The organism is Aliidiomarina sp., from assembly GCF_047920995.1.
GTDB lineage: Bacteria > Pseudomonadota > Gammaproteobacteria > Enterobacterales > Alteromonadaceae > Aliidiomarina.
In genome coordinates this window covers 87,731-111,711 of the sequence record NZ_JBLRWZ010000004.1, presented here as the reverse complement: position 1 = coordinate 111,711, position 23,981 = coordinate 87,731, and the positions used below count along the sequence as shown (strand labels likewise).

24 protein-coding genes and 1 tRNA gene are annotated in these 23,981 nt (G+C 45.1%); 19 read left to right on the top strand and 6 right to left on the bottom strand.

The window, feature by feature from the left end:
- Positions 1-328 (top strand): terminus macrodomain insulation protein YfbV (yfbV, locus tag ACNA7P_RS02245; protein ID WP_416256972.1); only part of this gene is annotated, 328 nt, incomplete at its 5' end.
- 98 nt (positions 329-426) lie between these two features.
- On the opposite strand, the gene xthA is transcribed toward yfbV, so the two are convergent.
- Positions 427-1,236 (bottom strand): exodeoxyribonuclease III, encoded by an 810-nt coding sequence (gene xthA, locus ACNA7P_RS02240; protein ID WP_416256971.1) that lies wholly within the window; start codon positions 1,234-1,236, stop codon positions 427-429.
- A 255-nt stretch (positions 1,237-1,491) separates the two neighbouring features.
- On the opposite strand from xthA, the gene ACNA7P_RS02235 reads away from it, so the two are divergent.
- From ACNA7P_RS02235 to ACNA7P_RS02215, 5 genes are all read left to right on the top strand, one after another.
- Entirely contained in the window at positions 1,492-1,818 is a 327-nt protein-coding gene (locus ACNA7P_RS02235) for a DUF3392 domain-containing protein (RefSeq protein ID WP_416256970.1), read from the top strand.
- 18 nt (positions 1,819-1,836) lie between these two features.
- A complete protein-coding gene (locus ACNA7P_RS02230; RefSeq protein WP_416256969.1) occupies positions 1,837-2,901 on the top strand; it encodes an alpha/beta hydrolase in 1,065 nt (354 codons plus the stop codon).
- Between the two features lie 215 nt (positions 2,902-3,116).
- On the top strand, positions 3,117-3,326 hold the full coding sequence (locus tag ACNA7P_RS02225; protein WP_416256968.1) for a DUF3185 family protein: 210 nt from the start codon (positions 3,117-3,119) through the stop codon (positions 3,324-3,326).
- A gap of 86 nt (positions 3,327-3,412) precedes the next feature.
- A complete protein-coding gene (locus tag ACNA7P_RS02220) occupies positions 3,413-4,285 on the top strand; it encodes an AAA family ATPase (RefSeq protein WP_416256967.1) in 873 nt (290 codons plus the stop codon).
- Between the two features lie 4 nt (positions 4,286-4,289).
- Positions 4,290-5,456 (top strand): vWA domain-containing protein, encoded by a 1,167-nt coding sequence (locus ACNA7P_RS02215; protein WP_416256966.1) that lies wholly within the window; start codon positions 4,290-4,292, stop codon positions 5,454-5,456.
- On the opposite strand, the gene ACNA7P_RS02210 is transcribed toward ACNA7P_RS02215, so the two are convergent.
- The 3 genes from ACNA7P_RS02210 to ACNA7P_RS02200 all read right to left on the bottom strand — a co-directional run bounded on the left by ACNA7P_RS02210 (position 5,453) and on the right by ACNA7P_RS02200 (position 8,202).
- Positions 5,453-6,256: a prolipoprotein diacylglyceryl transferase family protein gene (locus tag ACNA7P_RS02210; RefSeq protein ID WP_416256965.1), complete on the bottom strand. Its 804-nt coding sequence runs from the start codon at positions 6,254-6,256 to the stop codon at positions 5,453-5,455. The two genes, ACNA7P_RS02215 and ACNA7P_RS02210, sit on opposite strands and share 4 nt — an antisense overlap.
- A 116-nt stretch (positions 6,257-6,372) precedes the next feature.
- A complete protein-coding gene (locus ACNA7P_RS02205; RefSeq protein WP_416256964.1) occupies positions 6,373-7,245 on the bottom strand; it encodes an MBL fold metallo-hydrolase in 873 nt (290 codons plus the stop codon).
- A gap of 84 nt (positions 7,246-7,329) precedes the next feature.
- Positions 7,330-8,202 carry a LysR substrate-binding domain-containing protein gene (locus ACNA7P_RS02200; protein WP_416256963.1) on the bottom strand — a complete coding sequence of 291 codons (873 nt, stop codon included), beginning with the start codon at positions 8,200-8,202 and terminating at the stop codon, positions 7,330-7,332.
- Between the two features lie 136 nt (positions 8,203-8,338).
- Between ACNA7P_RS02200 and ACNA7P_RS02195 the strand changes: the two genes are divergently transcribed.
- The 11 genes from ACNA7P_RS02195 (at position 8,339) to trxC (ending at position 21,971) form a co-directional block, all read left to right on the top strand.
- On the top strand, positions 8,339-9,457 hold the full coding sequence (locus ACNA7P_RS02195; RefSeq protein WP_416256962.1) for an S-(hydroxymethyl)glutathione dehydrogenase/class III alcohol dehydrogenase: 1,119 nt from the start codon (positions 8,339-8,341) through the stop codon (positions 9,455-9,457).
- Positions 9,458-9,491: 34 nt separating this feature from the next.
- Positions 9,492-10,358: an S-formylglutathione hydrolase gene (gene fghA, locus ACNA7P_RS02190; protein ID WP_416256961.1), complete on the top strand. Its 867-nt coding sequence runs from the start codon at positions 9,492-9,494 to the stop codon at positions 10,356-10,358.
- 124 nt (positions 10,359-10,482) lie between these two features.
- A complete protein-coding gene (locus ACNA7P_RS02185; RefSeq protein ID WP_416256960.1) occupies positions 10,483-11,841 on the top strand; it encodes an MBL fold metallo-hydrolase RNA specificity domain-containing protein in 1,359 nt (452 codons plus the stop codon).
- A 10-nt stretch (positions 11,842-11,851) separates the two neighbouring features.
- Positions 11,852-13,135, top strand: a complete 1,284-nt coding sequence (locus ACNA7P_RS02180) for an acetyl-CoA hydrolase/transferase family protein (protein ID WP_416256959.1) — start codon at positions 11,852-11,854, stop codon at positions 13,133-13,135.
- 5 nt (positions 13,136-13,140) lie between these two features.
- Entirely contained in the window at positions 13,141-14,829 is a 1,689-nt protein-coding gene (locus tag ACNA7P_RS02175; protein ID WP_416256958.1) for a cation-translocating P-type ATPase, read from the top strand.
- Positions 14,830-14,831: 2 nt separating this feature from the next.
- On the top strand, positions 14,832-15,863 hold the full coding sequence (locus ACNA7P_RS02170; RefSeq protein ID WP_416256977.1) for an HAD-IC family P-type ATPase: 1,032 nt from the start codon (positions 14,832-14,834) through the stop codon (positions 15,861-15,863).
- A 61-nt stretch (positions 15,864-15,924) separates the two neighbouring features.
- Positions 15,925-17,475 (top strand): phospholipase D family protein, encoded by a 1,551-nt coding sequence (locus tag ACNA7P_RS02165; RefSeq protein ID WP_416256957.1) that lies wholly within the window; start codon positions 15,925-15,927, stop codon positions 17,473-17,475.
- A 110-nt stretch (positions 17,476-17,585) separates the two neighbouring features.
- Positions 17,586-18,386, top strand: coding sequence for an alpha/beta fold hydrolase (locus tag ACNA7P_RS02160; protein ID WP_416256956.1), 801 nt, complete (start codon positions 17,586-17,588; stop codon positions 18,384-18,386).
- A gap of 10 nt (positions 18,387-18,396) precedes the next feature.
- A complete protein-coding gene (locus ACNA7P_RS02155) occupies positions 18,397-19,359 on the top strand; it encodes a diguanylate cyclase domain-containing protein (protein WP_416256955.1) in 963 nt (320 codons plus the stop codon).
- Between the two features lie 122 nt (positions 19,360-19,481).
- Positions 19,482-21,266: an EAL domain-containing protein gene (locus tag ACNA7P_RS02150; protein ID WP_416256954.1), complete on the top strand. Its 1,785-nt coding sequence runs from the start codon at positions 19,482-19,484 to the stop codon at positions 21,264-21,266.
- Between the two features lie 258 nt (positions 21,267-21,524).
- Complete coding sequence (trxC, locus tag ACNA7P_RS02145; protein WP_416256953.1) at positions 21,525-21,971, top strand: thioredoxin TrxC; 447 nt, start codon at positions 21,525-21,527, stop codon at positions 21,969-21,971.
- A gap of 14 nt (positions 21,972-21,985) precedes the next feature.
- On the opposite strand, the gene ACNA7P_RS02140 is transcribed toward trxC, so the two are convergent.
- Positions 21,986-22,519: a hypothetical protein gene (locus ACNA7P_RS02140; protein ID WP_416256952.1), complete on the bottom strand. Its 534-nt coding sequence runs from the start codon at positions 22,517-22,519 to the stop codon at positions 21,986-21,988.
- A gap of 155 nt (positions 22,520-22,674) precedes the next feature.
- Here ACNA7P_RS02140 and ACNA7P_RS02135 point away from each other — a divergent pair.
- Together ACNA7P_RS02135 and ACNA7P_RS02130 are read left to right on the top strand one after the other, a co-directional pair.
- Positions 22,675-22,751 (top strand) — tRNA-Val (locus tag ACNA7P_RS02135).
- Positions 22,752-22,880: 129 nt separating this feature from the next.
- Positions 22,881-23,369 carry a DUF2569 domain-containing protein gene (locus tag ACNA7P_RS02130; protein ID WP_416256951.1) on the top strand — a complete coding sequence of 163 codons (489 nt, stop codon included), beginning with the start codon at positions 22,881-22,883 and terminating at the stop codon, positions 23,367-23,369.
- On the opposite strand, the gene ACNA7P_RS02125 is transcribed toward ACNA7P_RS02130, so the two are convergent.
- A complete protein-coding gene (locus tag ACNA7P_RS02125) occupies positions 23,366-23,674 on the bottom strand; it encodes a hypothetical protein (protein WP_416256950.1) in 309 nt (102 codons plus the stop codon). The two genes, ACNA7P_RS02130 and ACNA7P_RS02125, sit on opposite strands and share 4 nt — an antisense overlap.
- Between the last annotated feature and the right edge of the window lie 307 nt (positions 23,675-23,981).

The following is a 23,981-nucleotide window of genomic DNA, read 5'->3' as shown; positions in this document are numbered from 1 at the left end:
TAAGCTTGGGGTTAAAGTACTGCCTGTAGCGGCAGTAGCCAACTTCTTTGTGCAATTTCAATATTTAGGTAGTGAATTGTTGCCACAAATATTGGCAACTTCGTTATTTATTCTGGTACTGCCGTTACAGGGGTATTATTGGCTTGGCAAACGGGCATATCAGATTCTGCCTCCGGCATTGAATAATTGGTATTTTGAGTTACAGAACAAATTGAATGCAGCGGGTGAAGACATCCGCTTGCCGGGCCATCGGAAAGGCCCATGCTATGTAGATTTAGCACGAGTATTACGCAAAGCCTTAGCGGTGTTACCACCTGAAGAGCAGTAAGGCTATGCTTGATTATCAAGTAATTAAAAAGCCAGAACATTGTTCTGGCTTTTTGTTTTCTATAGCTAAGTTACGCAGTTTAAAAGCAGGGGTGCCCGCTAGAGTTTGAACGTACTCCAAATGGGTGCGTGATCAGAAGGCTTTTCAATGCCACGCAATTCATAATCGATACCGGCATCAACACAACGTTCGGCCAGCTGTGGCGTAGCAAGAATCAAATCAATGCGCAGCCCGCGATTATCATCGAATCCGCGTGAGCGATAATCAAACCAGCTAAACTGGTTATCAACTTCAGGATTAAGAGCGCGGAATGTATCCGTAAAACCCCAATCCATTAAACGCTGCATCCATTCCCGCTCTTCCGGCAGAAAACTACACTTGCCAGTAGCTAACCAACGTTTTCGGTTTGGCTCGCCAATACCGATATCGGCGTCCGTAGACGAAATATTCACATCGCCCATCAAAATTAGCGGTTGCTCGGGGGATTGGGTGGTATTCAAGTAATCCATTAAATCAGCATAGAATTTTTCTTTTGCTGGAAACTTGAGTGGGTGGTCACGGGATTCCCCTTGTGGAAAGTAACCATTCATTACGCGGATGTTTTCACCGGTAGGGGTGGTTACGGTTGCCATAATCATTCGGCGTTGGGCTTCTGCATCATCACCAGGCCAGCCGTAGCAAACATCGGTGTACGGTAACTTAGTAAGCAAGGCTACGCCATAATGGCCTTTCTGGCCAAAATAGAGCACCTGATAGCCCATTGCTTCTACCGCGGCGAGGGGAAATTGCTCATCATGCACTTTAGTTTCTTGTAAGCCAATTACATCGGGTTGATGCTTATCAATTAAGGCTTGTAGTTGGTGTAAGCGGGCGCGTAGGCCATTGATATTAAAACTAATAAATTTCATAAAAAGATTCTTATAAGGTTCTTAATGGATGATTACGAAAGATGTTGATGAAAAGAATACCATTGCCGAGCAATTGATGCAGCACAGAAGTGTGGTAATCCTTTGCGCATGTTGATTTGCCAAGTTTAGCGCCACCAGCAAGCGGCTTGTTGCAAAGGAAAATAGCCACCGCTATCTGTACATCAATGCGGCTCTGGTTATACTATGGCGCTTGTAACCGCATAGATAATAATAAATAACGTTCAGGAATACGCAGTGATCAACGAATTATTAGTGGAAATCGGCGCATGGATGCGTGGTCATCTCGCCTATATCAGCCTAATGATTGCCGCCACTTTGTTAGTGATTTTTGGCAATGATATTAATCGCGCAGTGAAACGGCAAATCAGCCATTATCATTTTCTCTTTCGTACCATTATTTTTGTCCTTTTATGTGCGTTTGGCTATGGCATTCTCATGAATTGGATGGCGCCATTTATTCAGTTGCAACTAAGCCAACTATCGGTGCGATATCTAGGGCTGGTAGTGATCGGAATTATGCTTGCGCTTGGTATTATCGCTGAGCGTAAACACACTTTTTAATTAGGATTTTGAGTTCTCATGATGAAATGGGCAGAAATAAAAGCTGGGGCTGATGCACTTGTGCACATTCGTGAGCAAGGTTTAGCGGCTAATGATGTGAGTACAATGCTTGGCGCATCGGGTGGCCCAAAGTGGTTTATTTTACAAGGTTTAGATAACTACTTTTTTGGTGAGTTTTTTGCCCATCGCCAAGTACCTTTGAATTTATTGGGCACCTCAGCGGGCGGTTGGCGTTTTGCCAGCTTAGGGCGTAGTAATGCCGCCGAGGCAAGTGCGCTGTTTAGTAGGCTATATCGGGCAACGGTATACACAGAAAAGCCGGATGTGCGCGAAATTACTGATAAAGCAATCGATTTGCTACACGAGTATGTACCCGATTCAGCGGTAACCGAGATATTGCAACAAGATACGTTTCTACATCATATGATCGTAGTGCGTTGCAAAGGCTTAAATGCCGCTAATGGGCGATTGGGTCAGGGCTTAGGCTTAGTAAAGGCTGCTGCACTTAATATGCTGTCTCGAAAAACCTTACAAAGCAGTTATCAACGGGTGGTGTTTCATCATCCTAATGCGCAGCCGCCAATGGGTAGAAATTGGCATGATTTACCCACTGAGCATGTGGCGTTAAGTGCGGATAACTTTCGCCAAGCATTACTGGCTACGGGCTCGATTCCGTTGGTTTTAGATGGGGTGCGTGATATTCCCGGTGCGCCGCCTGGGGTGTATCGCGATGGTGGCGTAACCGATTATCACTTTGATGTACCGCTTGATGATCAAGCGGGTTTAGTGCTGTACCCGCATTTTCAGCGTGAGGTGATACCGGGGTGGTTTGATAAGAATACTAAGCGCCGTACTACCGGAAAAAATTGGCGAAATGCGGTAATGATCATGCCAACGCAAGCGTTTATTGATGCATTACCTTATGGGAAAATTCCAGATCGGCATGATTTTGCAAATTTAGATGTGGCGGCTCGACAAAAATTTTGGCAGCAAGCAACTGATGCTGGCTATCGTTTAGCCGAAGAAGTAGCGGAAAGCTTGGCCACGGGTAGCATTCGCGAGCATGTACAAGCGTGGGAATAGCTGCTGATTCTCTAGAAAATAAATGTAGCTTACTGTTAATTAAAAGGAAATATTAATAAGCAAACTTTACTTTCGGTCAACATGAACTACTCTATTGGGGTAGTTGAAAAAAGTGTGAGTTAAACAAATCAATAAACAGAACAACGAACAACGAATAAAGTAAGAATGAGCTAGAAAGGATAGAAGAACAACAACATCTCATAGGAGACGTGTTTATGAATAAATTTGTATCACTTGCTATTTTAGTTGCCGGCTTAATTGTTTTATATTTTGGTTGGCAAGAGCGCGAATCGGCCGCAGGGCAGATTTCTGAAGCGATTACTGGGCAACCAACCGACAACGCGATGTGGTTCTTGATTGTTGGTGCTGTGCTTACCATTATCGGTATCGGTGGTGTACTTACTGGCTTGAAGAATAAATCCTAACTTAGATTTATTTAGGTTCTGCGATTAGCGCCATGATTTGTTATCATGGCGCTAATTTTTTGGGCGTTCGAAAAGTGAGATGATGTATGGCGGTAAATGAAACAGTGGGCTTGCACAAGCAAGGTTTTCAGAGCACAGAGAATTATATTGTATCAAGCGAGCTAGCGTTGGCTGTAAACGCGGCTGTTACCTTGCAAAAGCCGTTGCTGATTAAAGGTGAACCGGGCACTGGTAAAACAAAGCTAGCAGAAGAACTCGCGGCGGCCTTGCACACCGATTTATTGCGTTGGCATATCAAATCAACTACTAAAGCTCAGCAGGGGTTGTATGAGTATGATGCTGTATCGCGCTTACGTGATAGCCAATTAGGTAGTGAACGAGTACACGACATTAGTAATTACATCAAACCAGGCAAGCTATGGCAGGCATTTACAGCTGAGAAGCGCCCTGTGTTACTGATTGATGAAATTGATAAAGCCGATATCGAATTCCCCAATGATTTATTGCATGAGCTGGATCAGATGGAGTTTCATGTTTATGAAACTGGTGAGCAGATTAAAGCGCAGCAACGTCCTATTGTGATCATTACCTCGAATAATGAGAAAGAGCTTCCCGATGCCTTCTTGCGCCGCTGTTTCTTTCATTATATTCGCTTCCCGGATGCGGAAACGCTGGCAGCTATTGTGCAAGTGCATTACCCAAATATACAGAAGCAACTGCTGGCTACCGCATTAGAAGTGTTTTTTGATTTACGCCAAGTGCCGAACTTAAAGAAAAAACCCTCTACATCGGAGCTTTTAGATTGGTTGAAGCTATTACTGGTAGAGGAAGTGTCGCCGCAAGATTTAGCAAATAGCCAAAGCGGCTTAATGCCCATGTTCGGTGCGTTATTAAAAAACGAGCAAGATGTGGAATTAGTTGAAAAGTTAGCCTTTATGGCTCGTCGTAACTCACGGTAATCCGATGCTAATTGAATTCTTTTTTCGGCTACGAGTGCACGGTTTAAAGGTAAGTATTACCGAGCTATTGGATTTGCTGAATGCATTAGAGCAGCAGGTTGTTTTTGCCAGTGTGGACGATTTCTACGCCTTATCGCGCATGATATTGGTGAAAGATGAAAGCCAGTATGATCGCTTTGATCGAGCATTTGCAGAATATTTTGCGGGCGTAAATGAAGTAGATATTGCTGCCAGTATTCCGCAGGAATGGTTGCAAAAGAGCTTACAACGCCAACTCAGTGATGAAGATAAAGCAAAGCTGCAAGCGCTTGGTGGCCTAGATGAACTGTTAAAACAATTCAATGAACGGTTAGCCGAGCAGCAAAAGCGCCATGCCGGCGGTAATAAATGGATTGGTACTGGCGGCACTTCGCCTTTTGGTGCCTATGGGTATAATCCGGAAGGTATTCGTATTGGCCAAGAGGGTAGTAATGCCCGCCGCGCGGTAAAAGTGTGGGATAAGCGCGAATTCGCTGATTTGGATACCGATGCAGAGCTCAGTAATCGCAATATTAAGTTAGCATTGCGAAAGCTGCGTAAATTTGCCCGTACTGGGGCAGCTAGCGAACTTGATTTAGCAGAAACGATTCGAGCTACGGGCAAGCAAGGTATGTTAGATCTACGTTGGCAGCCGGAGCGCCATAACGCGATCAAAGTTCTTATTTTGTTTGATGTTGGCGGCTCAATGGATGATTATATTTATGAGTGCCAGCAACTCTTTGCAGCAGTTCGCTCTGAATTCAAACACCTCGAGTTCTATTACTTTCATAATTGCGTGTATGAAGGCGTGTGGAAAAGCAACCAACGGCGTTTGCATGAGCAAACCCCGCTTGCCGAAGTGCTCAATAAGTATGGTAATGATTACAAGCTGATTTTCGTGGGCGATGCCACCATGGGGCCCTATGAAATCGCTTATCCAGGTGGCAGTGTGGAGCATTGGAATGAAGAGCCAGGGCAGGTATGGATGCAGCGCTTGCTTAACCATTACCCTAAGGCAGCTTGGTTAAATCCACAGCCACAAAACCGCTGGGGTTATTATCATTCGGTACAAATGATGGCGGAAATCATGGAAAACCGCATGTTTCCGCTCACCTTAGATGGCTTAAGTTCAGCAATTGCCGCGCTACGTTAGCGAATTCGTTCGATAGCTTGTTGTAACCGCGCAGCTGAAAACTCACCAACATGGGTATCAATTAGCATACCATCGGCATTAAAAAATAATGTGGTGGGTAACGCAAATGAACCAATTTCGTTACTTAAGCGGCTATTGGTATCCAATAACATATCGTTTAGGTTTAAGCCTTGCTCGGCAACAAAGTTGAGCACCATATCTTTGCTATCGCCTTGGTTTACCGTAACGATGGCAACATCGGGCCATTTTGCTTGTGCATCCTCCAGCAGTGGCATTTCGCGCACGCAAGGTGGGCACCAAGTAGCCCATAAGTTCACAACCATAGGTTTGCCACGATATTCGCGATCTAGATAAACGCTACGCTCATCTAAGGTTTGCGCTTGTATGCGGGGCACAAATAATTCACCGCCGTAACGGTGTTGATAGAACCCTTGCATAGCACTGTAAGCAACTACGCCGGTAATACATGCAATAGCTAGGGGTTGCCACACTTTACGGTTACGGCTAATTTCCCAGGTTGCCATGAGTAAACCACCGATAACCCCAGCCCATAAATCAAAGCCGCCATCGCGAATATTAATAATTTGCCAAGGCGCCTCCGCATAAAGCTCAAAATATCGAATCACAAAACTGATTCGAGCCACAATGATGCTCACGGCGAGAACATGAAATACGGCATCGCTGATGGATAGTTTATAACGCTTACCAATCAACCAAGCGGCAAGCATCGTGATCACCACGGCAAGAATAAATATGAATTGCGGCATACCCATAGCAAATGGGCCAAATGAAACAGACATAACCTACCTTGTATTTTAATGGGTAATATTGGCTCGTATTAGCAGCCATTTCTTGCTGGCGAAGTTCTCATCCCACAGTTGCTGAGGCCTGCTACTACTCATGTTGAACTCGCTTCTCATAATTGATTCAACGGAATCTTTAAATATACGATGCCATTATCTTCCGCAGGAGGCATTTCACCAGCACGGATATTCACCTGAATTGCCGGTAAAATCAAACGCGGCATTGCTAGTGTTGCATCTCGTTCTTCGCGCATACGTACAAATTCGGCTGCGGTAACATCGTTACGCACGTGAATATTATTCGCACGTTGCTCTGCAACAGTGGTTACAAATTGGTGAGCTCGGCCTGCTGGCGGATAATCATGGCAGATAAAGATTTGTGTTTCATCTGGGTAACTCAGAAGCTTGCGAATGGAGTTAAATAGTGTGGCCGCGCTACCGCCCGGAAAATCACAACGCGCGGTACCTACATCGGGTAAAAATAGGGTATCGCCAACGAACAGAGCTTTGCCATTAATGAGATAGGCAAGATCCGCTGGGGTATGGCCTGGGCTGTGAATTACTTGAAAGTGTAAACTGCCCACAGCAAATGTATCACCATCGGCGAATAGAGCATCAAATTGCTCTCCGTTGGGTAGAAATTCCTTCTCTAGATTAAACACATCTTTAAATATGCTTTGTACTTTAGTGATGTGCGTACCAATGCCGATTTTGGCATGCAAGGCATCGCGCAAAAATGGTGCCGCTGAGAGGTGATCTGCATGAGCGTGAGTTTCAAGTATCCACGGAATGGTAAGTTTTTGCTCGCGTACAAATGTGAGCATTTCTTCAGCACTGCGGGTGCTTGTGCTGCCAGCTTGCGGATCGAAATCAAGTACCGGATCAATAATTACTCCGTATTTCCCTGAGCCTTCGTATACAATGTAACTAAAGGTTTCGCTATCGTTATCTAAAAACGCTTTTACCTGAAAATCTAACCCGTTCATGCTTACTCCCGTATCTAATATTACCTTGTGCTAATTTGCCACACTTTACAGTACTTTTATATAACCTTAGCATCGCCCGGTAGGCTATAAACGCGCAGCAAGGAATTCTACCAACCGGCGCACTTTTGCTGAGAGATGCCTATTTTGCGGGTATACCGCCCAAATACCATCATCGGGTAAACGAAAATCTTCTAGAACTGCTACTAAATCGCCAGCGCTTAGCGCGCTTTGAACATAGTAATCCGGTAGCTGCACCAATCCCAACCCTTGTATCGCCGCATTTAATAGCGTGGGGCCGCTATTACAGCGCATGCGGCCTTTAGGTTTGGTGATTACAGTTTTACCCGTACTATCGCGTAGGCGCCAACCTTCCACACTGCCCACTAAGCATTGGTGCTGATGCAAATCGGCGATAGTATATGGTGTACCCTTGCTTGCTAAGTAATTAGGCGCGGCAACAATATGCTGAGTTCGGTTTGCTAAGCGCTTGGCAATCAGTGATGAGCTTTCGAGTTGGCCAAGGCGAATAGCCAAATCAAAGCCACCTTGAATGAGATCGAGCTTATTATTGGTAAGGTGTAAATCGAGCTCAACTTCTGGGTATATAGCTAAGAATTCGTTGAGTAATGGGGCTAGGTGATATTCGCCGTAATACACCGGTGCGGTGATCTTTAATAGCCCGCGCGGCGTTGCCTTTAAATTAGTAATAGTGCGATTCGCTTCATCTAGGCTACTAACTAGGTTGCGGCAATGCTGCAGGTAAAGTGCACCTTCCTCACTTAAACTGACTTTGCGAGTAGAGCGGTATAACAGTTTTATATCCAAGCGATGCTCTAATTCACTAATATTTCGGCTCACTTGCGCTACCGATATCTGCAAACGTTTAGCAGCCTCAGTGAAGCTGCCGGTATCCGCTACAGCAGTAAATTCGCTAATGCCTTGCCAAATCTTGGTCATCGCAGCGATTATTCCATATATGAAAAAGTGAATTTAACTATACGCCATTATCATTCAGTAAGAAACAATTACAATGTACTACACTGTTGATATGCATCATGTGCAATAGCGCATGGAATATAAGAAGGAATCAAACATGGAAATGATTAAAACACGCGCTGCTGTAGCTTGGGCGGCCGGCGAGCCTTTAAAAATAGAAGAAGTAGATTTGATGCCGCCGCAAAAGGGCGAAGTGCTAGTGCGTATTGTGGCCACAGGCGTTTGCCATACCGATGCGTACACTTTGTCGGGCGCTGATCCTGAGGGTATTTTCCCGGCAATTCTGGGCCACGAAGGGGCCGGTATTGTAGAAGCTATCGGTGAAGGCGTTACTTCAGTTGCAGTGGGCGATCATGTGATTCCGTTATACACTCCTGAATGCGGTGAATGTAAGTTTTGCACGTCCGGTAAAACGAATCTTTGCCAAGCGATTCGCAGCACTCAAGGTAAAGGGTTAATGCCTGATGGCACTACGCGCTTCTACAAAGACGGCCAGCCTATTTTCCATTATATGGGCACCAGTACTTTTGCGGAACGCACTGTAGTTCCGGAAATAGCGCTGGCGAAAATTAACAAAGAAGCACCATTAGAGAAAGTGTGTTTACTTGGCTGTGGTGTAACAACAGGGATGGGTGCAGTAAAGAATACGGCAAAGGTAGAAGCAGGCGATACCGTAGCGATATTTGGCCTTGGTGGTATTGGCTTATCAGTGATTATTGGTGCAGTAATGGCTGGTGCAAGCCGAATTATAGCCATTGATATTAATGAATCGAAATTTGATATCGCGAAAAAGCTTGGTGCTACTGAATGCATTAATCCAAATGATTACGATAAGCCGATTCAAGATGTAATTGTAGAACTCACTGATGGTGGTGTTGATTATTCATTTGAATGTATTGGTAATGTGAAAGTAATGCGCTCGGCGTTAGAAAGTTGCCACAAAGGTTGGGGTGAATCGGTAATTATTGGTGTTGCGGGTGCTGGAGAAGAAATTTCCACCCGGCCGTTTCAGTTGGTTACCGGCCGCGTATGGCGAGGAAGTGCGTTTGGTGGTGTAAAAGGCCGTAGCCAATTGCCAGATTATGTTAATCGCTATCTTGCGGGTGAGTATGAATTGGATACTTTTATTACCCATACCATGGGCCTTGAAGATATTAATAAAGCATTCGATTTAATGCATGAAGGTAAATCGATTCGCAGCGTGATTCACTATTAATCATAGCGTTACATGCTTAAGCTAAGGAGGTTGCATGGAGTATTTCAGCAAGCGCGCAGATGTTGAATTAACTGATCAAAAGAAAGTGTTTGGTGGCCAGCAGCTGCGTTTCTCGCACCGTTCCGAAACGCTAAATTGTAGTATGGAATTTTCTGTATTTTTGCCGCCACAAGCGGCACAACAAGCGGTTCCTGCGGTGTATTGGCTTTCTGGTTTAACCTGTACGGATGAAAATTTCTCAAGTAAATCAGGAGCTCAGCGGGCAGCTGCCGAGCTAGGCATCGCTTTAATTATTCCTGATACGAGCCCGCGTGGCGAGGGTGTAGCTGATGATCCCGATGGCGCTTATGATTTCGGCTTAGGTGCAGGGTTTTATGTGAATGCAACGCAAGAACCTTTTGCCCAAAATTATCAAATGTACGATTACATCGTGTATGAACTACCAACGTTGGTAGAGGCGGGGCTGCCGATTACTGCAGATCGAGCCATCAGCGGACACTCCATGGGTGGCCATGGTGCGTTAGTAATCGGCTTACGAAACAGCGAGCGCTACAGTTCAATTTCGGCATTTGCGCCAATTGTAAATCCGATGCACTGTAGTTGGGGAAAGAAGGCATTTAACGGCTATTTAGGCGCAGATGAACAACAATGGCGAACCTACGATGCTTCGGTTTTATTAGCCGAACGTGGCCAGCAGAAGATTCCGCCGATTTTAATCGATCAAGGTGACGCAGATAACTTCCTAGCAGAGCAATTGCGTACTGATACGATCATTAAAATCAATGCGGAAACTGGTGCTGGCGCAAATATCCGCTATCAACCTGGCTATGATCATAGCTATTACTTTATTGCTACTTTTATTGACGAACATTTGCGCTTTCACGCAAGTAATTTGCGCTAGCGCAAGATGTTGATAAATAAATAAGCTTTGTGCCCAATACGAGTGAAATTTAACCTTTAGCGCTCTAGTTTCCTTGCCCAACAGGGGCTATGCTTAAACTCTATGATTGCTAACGGAGTTGCATATGCGCATTGTATTTCTTGGCGGCACGGAAACAGTTACTGGCTCTAAGTATTTAGTAGAAACTGAAACAACCCGCATTCTTATTGATTGCGGGTTATTTCAGGGTTACAAGTGGCTGCGAAAACGCAATTGGCAACCACTCCCTTTGGGCATTGATAACGTTGCTGCTGTGCTCCTCACCCATGCGCACCTCGATCATTCTGGTTATGTTCCTGTACTCTACAAACACGGTTATCGTGGGCCGGTGTATGCCCATCAAGGCACCCTCGATTTATGCCAAGTGTTGTGGGCCGATTCGGGCCGTATTCAAGAAGAGGATGCTAAGTATTTAGGCAAGCATCGCTTGAGTAAACATGAAAAGCCCGAAGCTTTGTACACCGAAGATGATGCTCTGAAGGCATTTAAACTATGCCGCTCGGTAGAGTTTAAGAAACAGCTACAGATTGGTGATATTAGCGTGGAGTTTACTGCGGTTGGCCACATTTTAGGTGCGGCAAGTATTGTAGTAGAAGCCAACGGCAAACGTGTTGGCTTCAGCGGTGATGTTGGGCGTAGCAACGATTTGCTGATGAAGCCACCGGAGATTCTCCCGGCAGTTGATGTATTGTTATTGGAATCAACCTATGGTGATCGCCGTCATGAAGAAGTGGATCTTTGTGGGCAGCTTGCAGACATTATTAATAGCACGATGAAAGCCGGTGGTGTAGTGCTGATTCCAAGCTTTGCAGTGGGCCGTGCGCAATTATTGCAGCACCTGATTGTAACTTTAATGGATGCTGGAAAAATACCGAAAGTACCGGTGTTTTTAGATAGCCCTATGGCGATTCGAGTTTCTCATATCTATCGCCGCCATCATGAGTATCATCGCTTGAGTGCCGAACAATGTGAGCGCGCTGAGCAGGTAATCGAATACAGCAAAACAGTAGATGATTCGAAAGCCATCGGCAGCGTACAAGGGCCGCATATTATTATTGCAGGCTCGGGCATGGCTACCGGCGGGCGTATTTTACATCACTTTAAACACTGGCTTGCAGACCATAGAACAACAGTACTGTTTTCTGGCTATCAAGCGGGCGGCACACGTGGCGCAAAGATGCAGCAAGGCGTGCAGCATATCAAAGTGCATGGCGATTGGATTCCCGTGCGCGCGCGAATTGAGATTCTCGATGGTTTATCCGGCCACGCCGATTACTTTGAGCTTCATGAGTGGCTCAAAGCATCGAGGTTGCCAGCGGGCACGAATATTCAATTAGTGCATGGCGAGCCAGATACCTTGGAATGCTTCCGTGATTACCTTTCTGAACATAGTGATTATGATGTTGATATTCCAGATTACATGAGTATTTTGCGAGTTGAATAAGGAGTTTGTAATGCGGGTAAACACGGCCGTAGAGGCTGTTTCTGTAATTGATAATAACGATGTGATTTGGTGCCAATCAATGGCGGCAACGCCTTATCTACTTCTTGATGCACTCGCCGAAGTAGCGATGGAGCGGCACAATCTTACATTGTTGCAGTTACATACCGAGAAAAGTGGCGCCTTGTGTAATCCCGAACTGCAAGGCCATCTTCGCCAACGAGCATTTTTTGTGGGTGCCGCAACTCGCAATGCAGTTAAACAGGGCTTGGCCGATTATGTGCCGATGTTTTTATCGGAGATACCCAAACTATTTCGTTCCCAAGAGCAGCATTTAGATGCAGTTCTAATTCAGGTGTCACCTCCAGACGCGCATGGCTACTGTAGCTTAGGCATATCAGTTGAAGCTACTCGGGCAGCACTGCAAATGGCGAAGAAAGTTATTGCGTGGATTAATCCGAGAATGCCAAGAACCCATGGCGATTCTTTCGTACACGTGAGCCAGTTTACCCGTTATTTTGAACACAGCGCGCCAATGCCATTGCATGCGCAGCCGCAGCAAAGCGAAGTAACACAACAAATTGGCCGTAATGTGGCAGCATTGATAGGCGATGGTGATTGTTTACAAATGGGAATTGGTGCAATTCCCGATGCTACTTTGGCCTGTTTAGGTGATCGGCGTGATTTAGGTATCCACACAGAAATGTTTTCTGATGGAGTGCTACCGCTAGTGCGAGCTGGCGTAATCAATAATTCCCGCAAACGCAAGCATCGAGGCCGTATTGTTACAACCTTCGCGATGGGCAGCCAAGCTTTGTATGATTTCGTAGATGATAATCCCGAAGTGGCGTTTCTTGATGTGGAATATACCAATGATACCTCGGTAATTCGCCAGAATAAGCAAGTGATGGCAATTAACAGTGCTTTACAAGTGGATTTGAGTGGCCAAGTGTGTGCTGATTCGCTGGGTACTGCAATTTACTCAGGAGTTGGTGGGCAAATGGATTTCGTGCGCGGGGCGAGTTTGTCGGAAGGCGGGCGCTCGGTAATTGCGTTGCCAGCTACTGCAGCAGGTGGTTCAGTATCGCGGATTAGCACGATGCTTAGCCCCGGTGCTGGTGTAGTTACTACGCGGGCGCATGTGCATTACATTGCTACCGAATATGGTGTAGCCAACCTGCGTGCACGCAGTATGAATGAACGCGCTAGTGAGCTTATTAAGGTAGCGGCGCCGCAGTTCCAGGAACAGTTAGCTCGTGAAGCCCGCGATACGTGGGGCTTACATATCACAGGATAGTTATTATGCAGGGCTGGCATGCGAAATCCGCAAGCGAAATTCAGCAACACTTTGCAACCTCACTTGAACAGGGATTAACTTCCCAAGAAGCTGAGCGTAGGCTAGCGGAAAACGGCCCTAATGAATTGCCAACCAAGCCTGCAGTTCCGGCTTGGAAGCGCTTTTTACAGCAATTTAATAATTTGTTGATCTACGTGTTATTGGTAGCCGCTTTGCTGGCGGGCATATTAGCTGAATGGCTTGATATGGCGGTGATTTTAGCGGTAGTGATCGTCAACGCGAGTATAGGCTTCTATCAAGAAGGACGTGCTGAAAAAGCCCTTAATGCTATTCAAAAAATGCTGCAGATTCAGAGTACAGTGCGGCGCTCTGGCAAAAACGAGAAAATACCCGCTCGCAATTTAGTGGTGGGCGACATCGTTATTCTTGATGCGGGTGATAAAGTGCCAGCCGATTTACGGTTAATTAGCACTCATAATGTGGCCATGCAAGAAGCACCGTTAACCGGAGAATCTATAGCTGTGGAGAAATCCACTGCGGCGATTGATTCGAACACTCCCTTGGCGGATCGTAACAATATGGCCTATTTTGGCACCCTTGTTACCCAAGGTAGAGCCGTAGGTGTGGTGATTGCTACAGGCCTAAACACTGAACTTGGCCGCATTAATCGGTTATTGAACAAAGTAACCACATTAACCACGCCGTTAATTCAACAAATGGCGCAGTTTGCTAAGTACCTTACTTTGGTTGTGGTGGGCTTTGGTTTGCTAGTATTTTTACTCGGCCTATTGCGCGGTAACGATCCTACGTACTTGTTTATGGCGGTAGTGAGTTTAATTGTTGCTGCGATACCCGAAGGATTACCCACAGTTCTCACTGTTGCACTAGCCATTGGTGTAACCCGGTTAGCCCACCGTAAAAGTATTATTCGTAAACTCCCCGCCGTAGAAACCTTAGGTGCGGTGTCTACGATCTGTTCAGATAAAACGGGCACGTTAACGCGTAATGAAATGATGGTGGCGCAAATTGTTACCGAATCTGAGGCGTGGGTTATTTCTGGAAGTGGTTATAACAAAGACGGAACGTTTAGCCACTCTAAGTTTAATAATCCAGATGCAGATGCGAAACTAATTAACCTGCTGCATGTGGGGGTGTTGTGTAACGATAGTGAAGTAAAGGATGAAGGAAATGCTTGGGAAGTAGTAGGTGATCCTATGGAAGGGGCGTTACTTGTTGCCGCACAGAAAGCTCAGATCTCTTGCGAACAGATTACTAGCGCGCATGCTCGGGTTGATTTTATTCCGTTTGATTCCCGCCACAAGTATATGGCTACTTTGCACAATGCGGATTTTTTACAATTTGCTGATGAACCCAGCCCAGTTAGATTAGAACAAAAACGAATTATTTTAATTAAGGGCGCGCCAGAACGCATCATAGCGATGGCACACTTAAGTAAGGAAGAAGAGCAGGGCTTACATGAGCAGATTGATAATCTAGCAACCAACGGTATGCGTGTACTGGGGTTTGCATATAAATTCGTGAATGCTGAGTGTACGAAAATAACTCATGATGATCTTAATGCCTCATCGCCATTGAACGGCATAAGTTTCCTCGGTTTTGCTGGGCTAATAGACCCGCCGGCGAAGAGGCGAAGCAAGCAATCGCAGAGTGCAAAACCGCAGGGATTCAAGTGAAAATGATTACCGGCGATCACTTGGGCACCGCAAAAGCGATCGGTGCTCAGCTAGGTTTAGAGGATACCGATAATGCCTTGTCGGGAACTGATATTGATAATATGAGTGACGAGGAGCTGGCAGCAACTATCGGCAAAGTTAATATCTATGCACGAACAACGCCGGAACATAAATTACGCTTGGTAACTGCGCTGCAAAAGAATGGTGATGTAGTAGCAATGACCGGCGATGGGGTGAATGATGCTCCTGCATTGAAGCGTGCCGACGTTGGTATTGCGATGGGCAAAAGTGGAACTGAGGCCGCGCGCGAAGCGAGCGAGATGGTGATCACCGATGATAACTTTGCCAGTATTGTAAGCGCAGTGCGCGCAGGGCGCACTGTGTACGATAACCTGAAGAAAGCGATTGGGTTTTTATTGCCTGTGAATGGGGGAGAATCGTTAGCGATTATCTTAGCGCTTTTGTTTGCTCTTACGTTACCTATCATGCCGCTGCAAATATTGTGGGTGAATATGGTAAGCTCTATCGCCTTAGCATTAGCGCTGGCCTTTGAGCGCAGTGAGCCAGGGGTAATGCAGCGCCCGCCAAGAAACCCACTAGAGCCATTGATTTCCCGCCTATTGTTGTGGCGCATTGCATTTGTTTCTGTGGTGTTTACTGTGGGTATTTTTGGTGTATTTCAATGGTCTCTTGCGCAAGGGCTTTCCGAGAGTTACGCGCGAACCATGGCGGTAAATACGCTGGTAGCAATGGAAGTATGGTATTTGTTTAGCGTACGTTATTTACATGGCAAATCGCTTTCATTGCAGGGCATTAAAGGTACTCAGCCAGTTCTTATTGCGGTGTGCTTGGTATTTGTATTGCAAGCGATTTTCACTTACGTACCCTTTATGCAGCAATTATTTGGCACCACAGCATTAACATTCCAACACGGATTGATTTGTGTTGGTATTGGTATCTTGGTGTTTTTCGTGTTGGAAATGGAAAAAACGATTCGCAAAGCGCGGCTGGGCAAAACGCTGCAAAAACAGTAAACTTAGCGCCGCAAAATCGATCTATGTAGTTGGCTTACCCACCGCAGAGGATGAAAACGCTGTGCGTTATGTTCAAATATTCGTTGTGTTGTTACTAGCTCTGTTGCTCAGTGCATGCACCACGTTACCGCCATTAGAAGAGCGTACGCTATCGCAGGCGCTTAGTGTTGACGCAGCAAAACAAACACGCCTAGGCAAAGAGCTTGCCCCGGTACTTTATGAAAATGGTGATAACTCGGGCATTTTGCCGTTAGCAGATGCCTGGGATGCGTTTGCCGCGCGTATTTTAATGGCTGAGCGCGCGGAAAAAACACTCGATGTGCAATATTATATCTGGCGCGCCGATGATACTGGGTTACTGTTGTTATCTGCCTTGTTTGAAGCAGCAGAACGCGGCGTACGTGTTCGTTTATTGCTTGATGATTTAAATACTACTGCGCTTGAGGGGTATTTACTGCACGTACATCAGCATCCCAATTTTGAAGTTCGTTTATTCAACCCATTTGTGCATCGCCGATCACGAGTGCTAGGTTTTATTACTGATTTTGATCGAGCAAACCGGCGCATGCACAACAAATCCTTTACTGCCGATAATTTAGTAACCATTGTGGGTGGCAGAAATGTAGGTGATTCTTATTTTGGCGCTGGCGAGGGCATGTTGTTTAACGATCTTGATATTCTTGCCGTTGGGCCGGTAGTAAATGAGGTATCGCAAGATTTTGATTTGTTCTGGCATAGTGGTTCATCTTATCCATTACATCAAATAGTTGATATCGACAACCAGCGTTCACGTTATTCACCACGCCCAGTATCCTTACTTTTGCACGAACGCGCAGAGTTACTCGATTACATGCAATCAGTTATGGATACGCAGTTTATTCGTAATATTTTAAGTGGTGAAGTAGAGTTCGATTGGGTGCAAACCACCATGGTAAGCGATGATCCCAGTAAAGGCCTAGGTAACGCGGAAGGTGAGCAACTTATTAGCTACCAACTTCGCAAAGCAATTGGTGAACCGCAAGCATATTTTGAGCTCATTACTCCTTATTTTGTTCCTACCCGGGCTGGTACCGAGGCATTGATAGCTTTGGCAAACCAAGGAGTGCAAATTACCATTTTAACTAATTCGTTAGAAGCAACAGATGTTGCAATGGTGCATGCTGGTTACGCGAAGTGGCGGAAAAAATTATTGCGGGCTGGTATGCAAATTTTTGAGGTGCGGCGAACACAAACTCAGCGCGAAGGCAAAGGTGACGCAGATCTTGGGCGATTCGCAAGTAGTGCTGGAAGTTTACATGCGAAAACCTTCGCGATTGATGGAGAGCGGGTGTTCGTGGGCTCGTTTAACTTTGATCCCCGATCTGTAAGCTTAAATACAGAGCTAGGCTTTGTGATTGATAGCCCCGATTTAGCGAAAATGATCGATGAAACCTTTCATGAACGGATGCCATTTCAAGCATATGAGCTGAGGCTTGCTGATAGTGGCAGGTTATATTGGCTTGAACGCCAGCCTGGTGAAATGCGCCGATATGATTACGATCCTGGCACTACCTGGTTACAACGCATGTCGGTGCGCTTCTTCTCATTACTCCCCATCGATTGGTTGCTTTAAGTTAATAACTTCTTAAAGTATTTTATAGCTTGCATCGTGTTGGCATTGATACTGTGCTCGATGAGTGCAATTATTTGCTTATTATTTTTTAGGTAATGCGGAAACGTTGCATGAATATTTTGCAAAGAAATAACGTTAAGGTGATTGGTAATGGGCCAAAAACTTTGGTTTTTGGCCATGGCTTTGGTTGTGATCAACATATTTGGAATGCCGTTGCGCCAACCTTTACAAGTAATTATACCGTAGTGCTTTATGATTATGTGGGTAGCGGTAATTCTGATAGAAATGCATTTAGTGAGGAACGCTATGGCAACCTTGAAGGCTATGCACAAGACTTGTTAGAGATTCTCGGTGCGCTGAATTTAGAGCAGGTTATCTTTGTTGCGCACTCCATTAGTGGGGTTATTGGCTATTTAGCCGCAATTCAAGAGCCTCAGCGTTTTCAGCAAATTATCGCTATAGGCCCCTCGGCTTGTTATATCGACCACCCTAACGATAACTATCAGGGCGGATTCTCAAAAGATGATATCGATAGCTTACTTAACATGATGGAACACAACTTTTACGAGTGGGCAGGGCTACTAGCACCACAAGCAATGGCGAATGCGGAAAACCCGCAGTTTGCTAATCAGTTAACAGAACGTTTTCGGGGTAACGAGCCACGAATGCTTCAGTGTTTTGCGCGTGCAACGTTCTACGCGGATTTCCGCAATCAACTAAAAGAGCTGCGGGTTCCGGTACATATTCTATTTGCGCGCGCTGATGTAGTAGTTCCGCGCCAAGCGATTGATTATCAATTGCAACATATTCCAGCCTGCACATCGCAGGAACTTAATGCCACCGGACACTATCCGCATATTAGTAAGCCAAGCGAAGTTATTCGCGCTCTAAATGAGCAATTAACAAAGTAGTGGTGCAATTATGAACGATTCTAACAGTGCTTTAAGTACCTGTAATATCGGAGATATTAACGCTCTACCAGCTGGAGTGTTGTACGTAAATCATGAAGGGATTATTCAATACTTAAACACAACTTTGCAGAATTGGTTGGATGGAATTGATTGTATTGGCCTTCCGTTTGCAGATATTTTATCGGGTGCTGGCCGAATTTTTAATTTAACTCACATTCAACCATCGCTACAACACAGTGCACAAGTGGAAGAAATGTTTGTTCAACTTAAGAGCAGCGCTGGAAGCTTGGTGTCGTTAGTACTTAATGCTAAACGTTTCGCGAATATGGATGTGTACGTATTTACCCCAATGGGGAAACGACAACATTTCGAAGCTGAAATTATCAATGCTCGAAAAAAGGCTGAGCAATCGGCATTCGCAACCAATGAAGCATATAATACTCTGCAAGAACTGCAGCAAGCACTCGAAGAGAGCAACCGCGAGCTAGAGGCATTAGCAAGTACAGATGCTTTAACTGGGATCGCGAACCGTCGCCATTTTCAAAATGCGTTTAAACAGCAAATTTCCATATTTGAGCGAACACAAAATCCCTTGGCATTACTAATGTTAGATGTTGACCATTTTAAATCAATTAATGATTCTGCGGGCCACGATGTTGGTGATCAAACGCTCCAACGCTTGGCTGAATTAGTGAGTAGCTGTATTCGACAGGGCGATATTTTTGCTCGAACTGGTGGCGAAGAATTTGCCATAATTATGGCAAATACAGATTTAGACACTGCCACAAATGTAGCAGAGAGAATTCGTACTTTAATAACAACCAGTAAATTCCCCCATCAAATGGTAACGATAAGCTGTGGTATCGCCGTGGCAAAGCCAGCAGATACACCACAAAGCTTGTACATGCGAGCAGATAAAGCCCTTTATGTGGCTAAAAATAACGGCCGTAATCGAACGGAAGTTGCTGAATAGTTAATCACTTTTTCCTTTCCGCTTCATGGGGGTTTCCCCCAATTTTATGAACGACATATATCGTCGCAGTTAGTTATTGGTTATAGTAAATTTATTAATAGCTTAAGTGGGTAATGATGCACATGGAGGCAAGCACCAACGAAGTGTTTAGAGCACTCGCCGATACGTTCAGTTTTAGCGAGCAGGAACACTTTTTTGAACTGATCTGTGAGCAACTGACAGAAATTCTAGCAGTTGACCATGTGCTATTGGCGCGGGTGAAGCCCGATGAACTCGTGGCTAAAACAATTGCGCTCTACTCAAATGGCCAGCATCATGGTGAGTTCGAGTATTCTCTCACGGGCACACCCTGTGCAACGATTAATGAGCAAAATGTTTGCTTATATAACGGCGATGTAGCGAAACGATTCCCTAATGATCTAATGCTCTCCGATATTGGCGTGGAGAGTTATATTGGCTTCCCATTAATAAACCGACAAGGCAAGAAACTCGGTTTAATTGCTTTGATGCACAATCAAAAAATTGCCAATCCTGAACTTGCTATCGAAGTATTGCGGGTTGCGGCTAGTTTCTTGGCTATGGAAATGCAACGGCGTGAACACGAACGTAAAATTGCTGATATTGCATTTACTGATCTGGTTAGTGGGCTTCCTAACCGTGTTTCCTTTATTCACCGAGTGGATGCGGCTATCGAAAAAGCTCAACTTACTCAGCAAACATTGAGTGTATTGATGATTAATATTCGCCGCTTTAAAGAGGTGAATGATACTTATAATCATGCAGTGGGTGATGCGCTTCTTAAAGCAGTTGGCCAAAGGCTAGTAGAATATGTAGATACAGGCAGCTGTGTTGCTCGATTCAGCAGTGATGAATTCGGTATATTGTTACCACAAACTAGCGTAGCACAGTTGCCGCAAGCAATTGAGAATGTTAAATCTGCCTTCTTTGAGCCCGTGCAGGTTGATTCCCGTAACTTTTCGGTACAAGTGCTAGTAGGCGCTGCCAATTATAGTGCGTTAGATAGGCAACAAATAGCGCACGGCATTTCAAGTGATGGCTTGTTACAACGCGCAAGTATCGCACTGGAACACGCTCGCGTAGCAGCTACACAAAGCCGCATATATGATGTATCGATGAGCGAGGCACTGCTAACAGAACAGCACATGCTGGAACGCTTGCAGCTGGCAATTGCCAACGAAACATTGTTGCTCTACTACCAACCGCAATTTGATATCGATACCGGCAAGCTGCGCGGTGCTGAAGCATTATGTCGTTGGTATGATGACGAACTCGGTTGGGTAAGCCCAATGCTATTTATCCCGTTAGCAGAAGAGCGGGGTTTAATTCATGAGCTCGGTGATTGGGTGATGCGCAAAGCTGTACATCAGTTACATGATTGGCTTCCCAGCTATCAAGGCTATTTAAGCGTAAACATTTCCGCGCGCCAATTTGATGACCCCTATATGGCAGATTATCTGATTGAGCAAACGCGTAATTTACCGAAAGGGCGGTTGGTTGTTGAGTTAACGGAAAGCATTATGATGGGAAAATCCGTGCAGGCTTTGCGCCAATTTCAGCGTATAAGTGATCATGGTATCTCGATTGCTGTGGATGATTTTGGCACTGGCTTCTCTTCACTTGCTTATTTAACCCAATTTCCGATTTCAATGTTAAAAATTGATCGCTCGTTTGTGCAAAATCTAGCGGCGGGAGCGCACGAATATACGATAGCCGCCACCATTATTGCGATGGCAAAGGCATTGAACTTATCCACGGTAGCTGAAGGTGTAGAAACTGCTGAGCAGGAAAAAATGCTAGCAAACCTGGGTTGTAATCGCACTCAAGGCTTTTTGCGCGGCAAGCCAGTAGCAGCAGAAGAGTTTGCAGCACGCTGGTTTAATCAGTAGTTTGGTGCTTAAATGTACGCTACATAACTGATTAAGTTTGCGTAAGCAAAGGAGCACTGCATGTCGTTAGGCCCAGTTTTAATGTTGGTATTTATTCCAGTGGTATTTATCGCCATCATTGGCGGTTATTTATTCTGGTTTTTTCGTAACGAAGAAAAGAAACGGTAATTCCTTTGTAGTTCATGTTAACCGCGTGAGTGTGTATAGCATGAACACCCTGAGCAATGATAAGAAGAATAAGTAAGTAAGGCGACCCATATGAGTGAAGCGGTAGTTATCGCATGTTTACACTGTGGCAAACGGAATAAATTTGCTGCCGAGCGGCTTAGCGATCATCCCCATTGTGGTTCCTGCAATGAGGAACTTATTACGGGCGTGCCGTTTAATTTAACCTTAAACAATCTTAAAACACACATGAGCAGTGATATGCCAGTAGTGGTAGATTTCTGGGCCCCTTGGTGTGGGCCATGTAAGCAATTTGGGCCAATTTTTGAAATGGTTGCTGCACCTTTCGCCGAACGTGCTCGCTTCGCAAAAGCCAACACCCAAAACGAAACTGTTCTTGGCCAACGCTATAATATCCGCAGTATTCCTACGCTGGCGGTATTCCATTATGAGCAGGAATTAGCTCGCGTTTCTGGTGCAATGCCACCGCAACAGCTGCATCAATGGTTAGATTCGGTGCTAAGCAAAGTAGGGTGGTAACCCTACGTGTAGAACTAACGTTGTGTGATTCGTTTATGCCCGCGCCGTATCCAAACAAGGAACATGAGATATGGGTAAAGAACTAACACGCAAATAAATATAAAAAAGCCTAATCCGTGTGTTTCTTCTTCTAGGTAATCAATTTCTGCAGCTGCATCTAGCGCATATACTCTCGGATCGCTAGCGAGCGATACAATAGGCACCTGAGAGAATGATTCAGGTATGTGATAACTATATACGGTTCTCCCAGACATTCTTGGATTATCATCTGCGAATAAAAACTTGAACGAGTAGCGTTGATTGTGCCTACCTTCGTTATGAATGAAGTAGTTATCTTGCAAATTTACGTATCGCACCTGAAGCGAGTTAAGCGCTTCATAATCACCGGCAAAGTAAGCTTCTTGCAAGAAGCCGAGTTCCCAATGCTGTTCTAACCGTTTTTTGTCATCTTCCATAGTGACATAGCCCGTTGTGATAAAAGCAAAAACGATAAGCGTTACAACTATAGTAAATAACGAGCGCCAAATTATTGAAAATACTTTACTCACAACTATCTCCGGTATAAATGTTTCGGTAACCTTTTATTTCTAATATATATACGTTCCGGTTCGAAAAATCACTGAAAAAAGCAAAAAAACTTGCAGCTGAGTGGGCCTCGCACTATTATAGCGCCCGCTTGCCAAGGCAAGCTTCTGCAATATGTGCGTCCTTAGCTCAGCTGGTTAGAGCACCACCTTGACATGGTGGGGGTCGGTAGTTCGAATCTACTAGGACGCACCAATTTTTCCCGCTAATGCTTTTGCATAAGTTGCCCCTTGTAGTATGGTTTCCTCCCGATTATCGGCAACTCGCTTCCAAGTGTAATGAGATCGTAGAATCGTAATTCAAGCAATTTGTGAGGATAGGTTTGTGGGAAATGAAAAGAATCTACAGGGCCTTCGGGGCTGGCTAATACTGGTAGCGATCGGCGTGATCATTGCACCGATCCGATTGCTTTCGGTAGAGTTGCCAATGTATACCGAAATCCTCAATGATGGCACCTGGGAGCTGTTAACTAGTGCTGATTCGGAGCTTTACCATCCTTTATGGGCGCCAGTGCTGATAACAGAGATTACGTTTAGTTTTGTGCTATTGCTTGCTTCGTTGTATTTGGTAGTGCTGTTTTTTAGTAAACATTACCTTTTTCCTCGAGTGTTTATTGCGATAACCCTGGCAATGCTGATTTTTATTCCGTTCGATTCGTGGTTGGTATCGCAAGTATTGCCTGAGGAATCGTTTATAGATACGCAAACCATACGTGATTTCTCCCGTACTGTGGTATCTGCCGCAATTTGGATTCCGTACATGTTGGTTTCGAAGCGAGTTAAGGCCACATTCGTTGAGAAAAAGCTGGGTTAACCGAAAACTAAGATGATGATTACGCCAAGATAGGCAACCGCTTGCGCGCTATTCAGCGCCAATACAAGCCACCAAAACGGCCTGGTAAATCCATACTCTGCGCGTGCTGCGCGAGTGCGTAGCTTGAGGCTTGATACCGTTGCGAATACGGCCGCCGTAGCGCACATAGGTACCGCAATTAAGGCAACAAAAAATAGCACGCCGCCGGCAGGAGCTGCGCTATTACTGGCTTGTGATTGCATTAGGCCGAGTAACAATAGTGCCCCAAGGGTAAGGCTTAGGGCTGTAAGTTGGATATTTCGCATGGCTCAACCCGATGCATAGTGTGTGTTTCCCTTCTTTATTTAAGGTTACCCGTTTATTTAATGCTCCCCTTTATTTAACGCAAACATGCGATGGGTTCAAGCATCAGTAAACCTATTAAGTACTATCTCTCTCTGTGGGTAACTCCAATTGTTCGCTTTTTTTTGCAAAAATCTACTAAACCTAATTGACAATCATTCTCATTTGCATCTATTATGCCCTCGCCTTTTCAAATGATAACGATTCTCATTACTGATTAGCCTCGTTATTGCTATTTGCCTTACTTCCGTAACTGCTTTGCAGCCAACA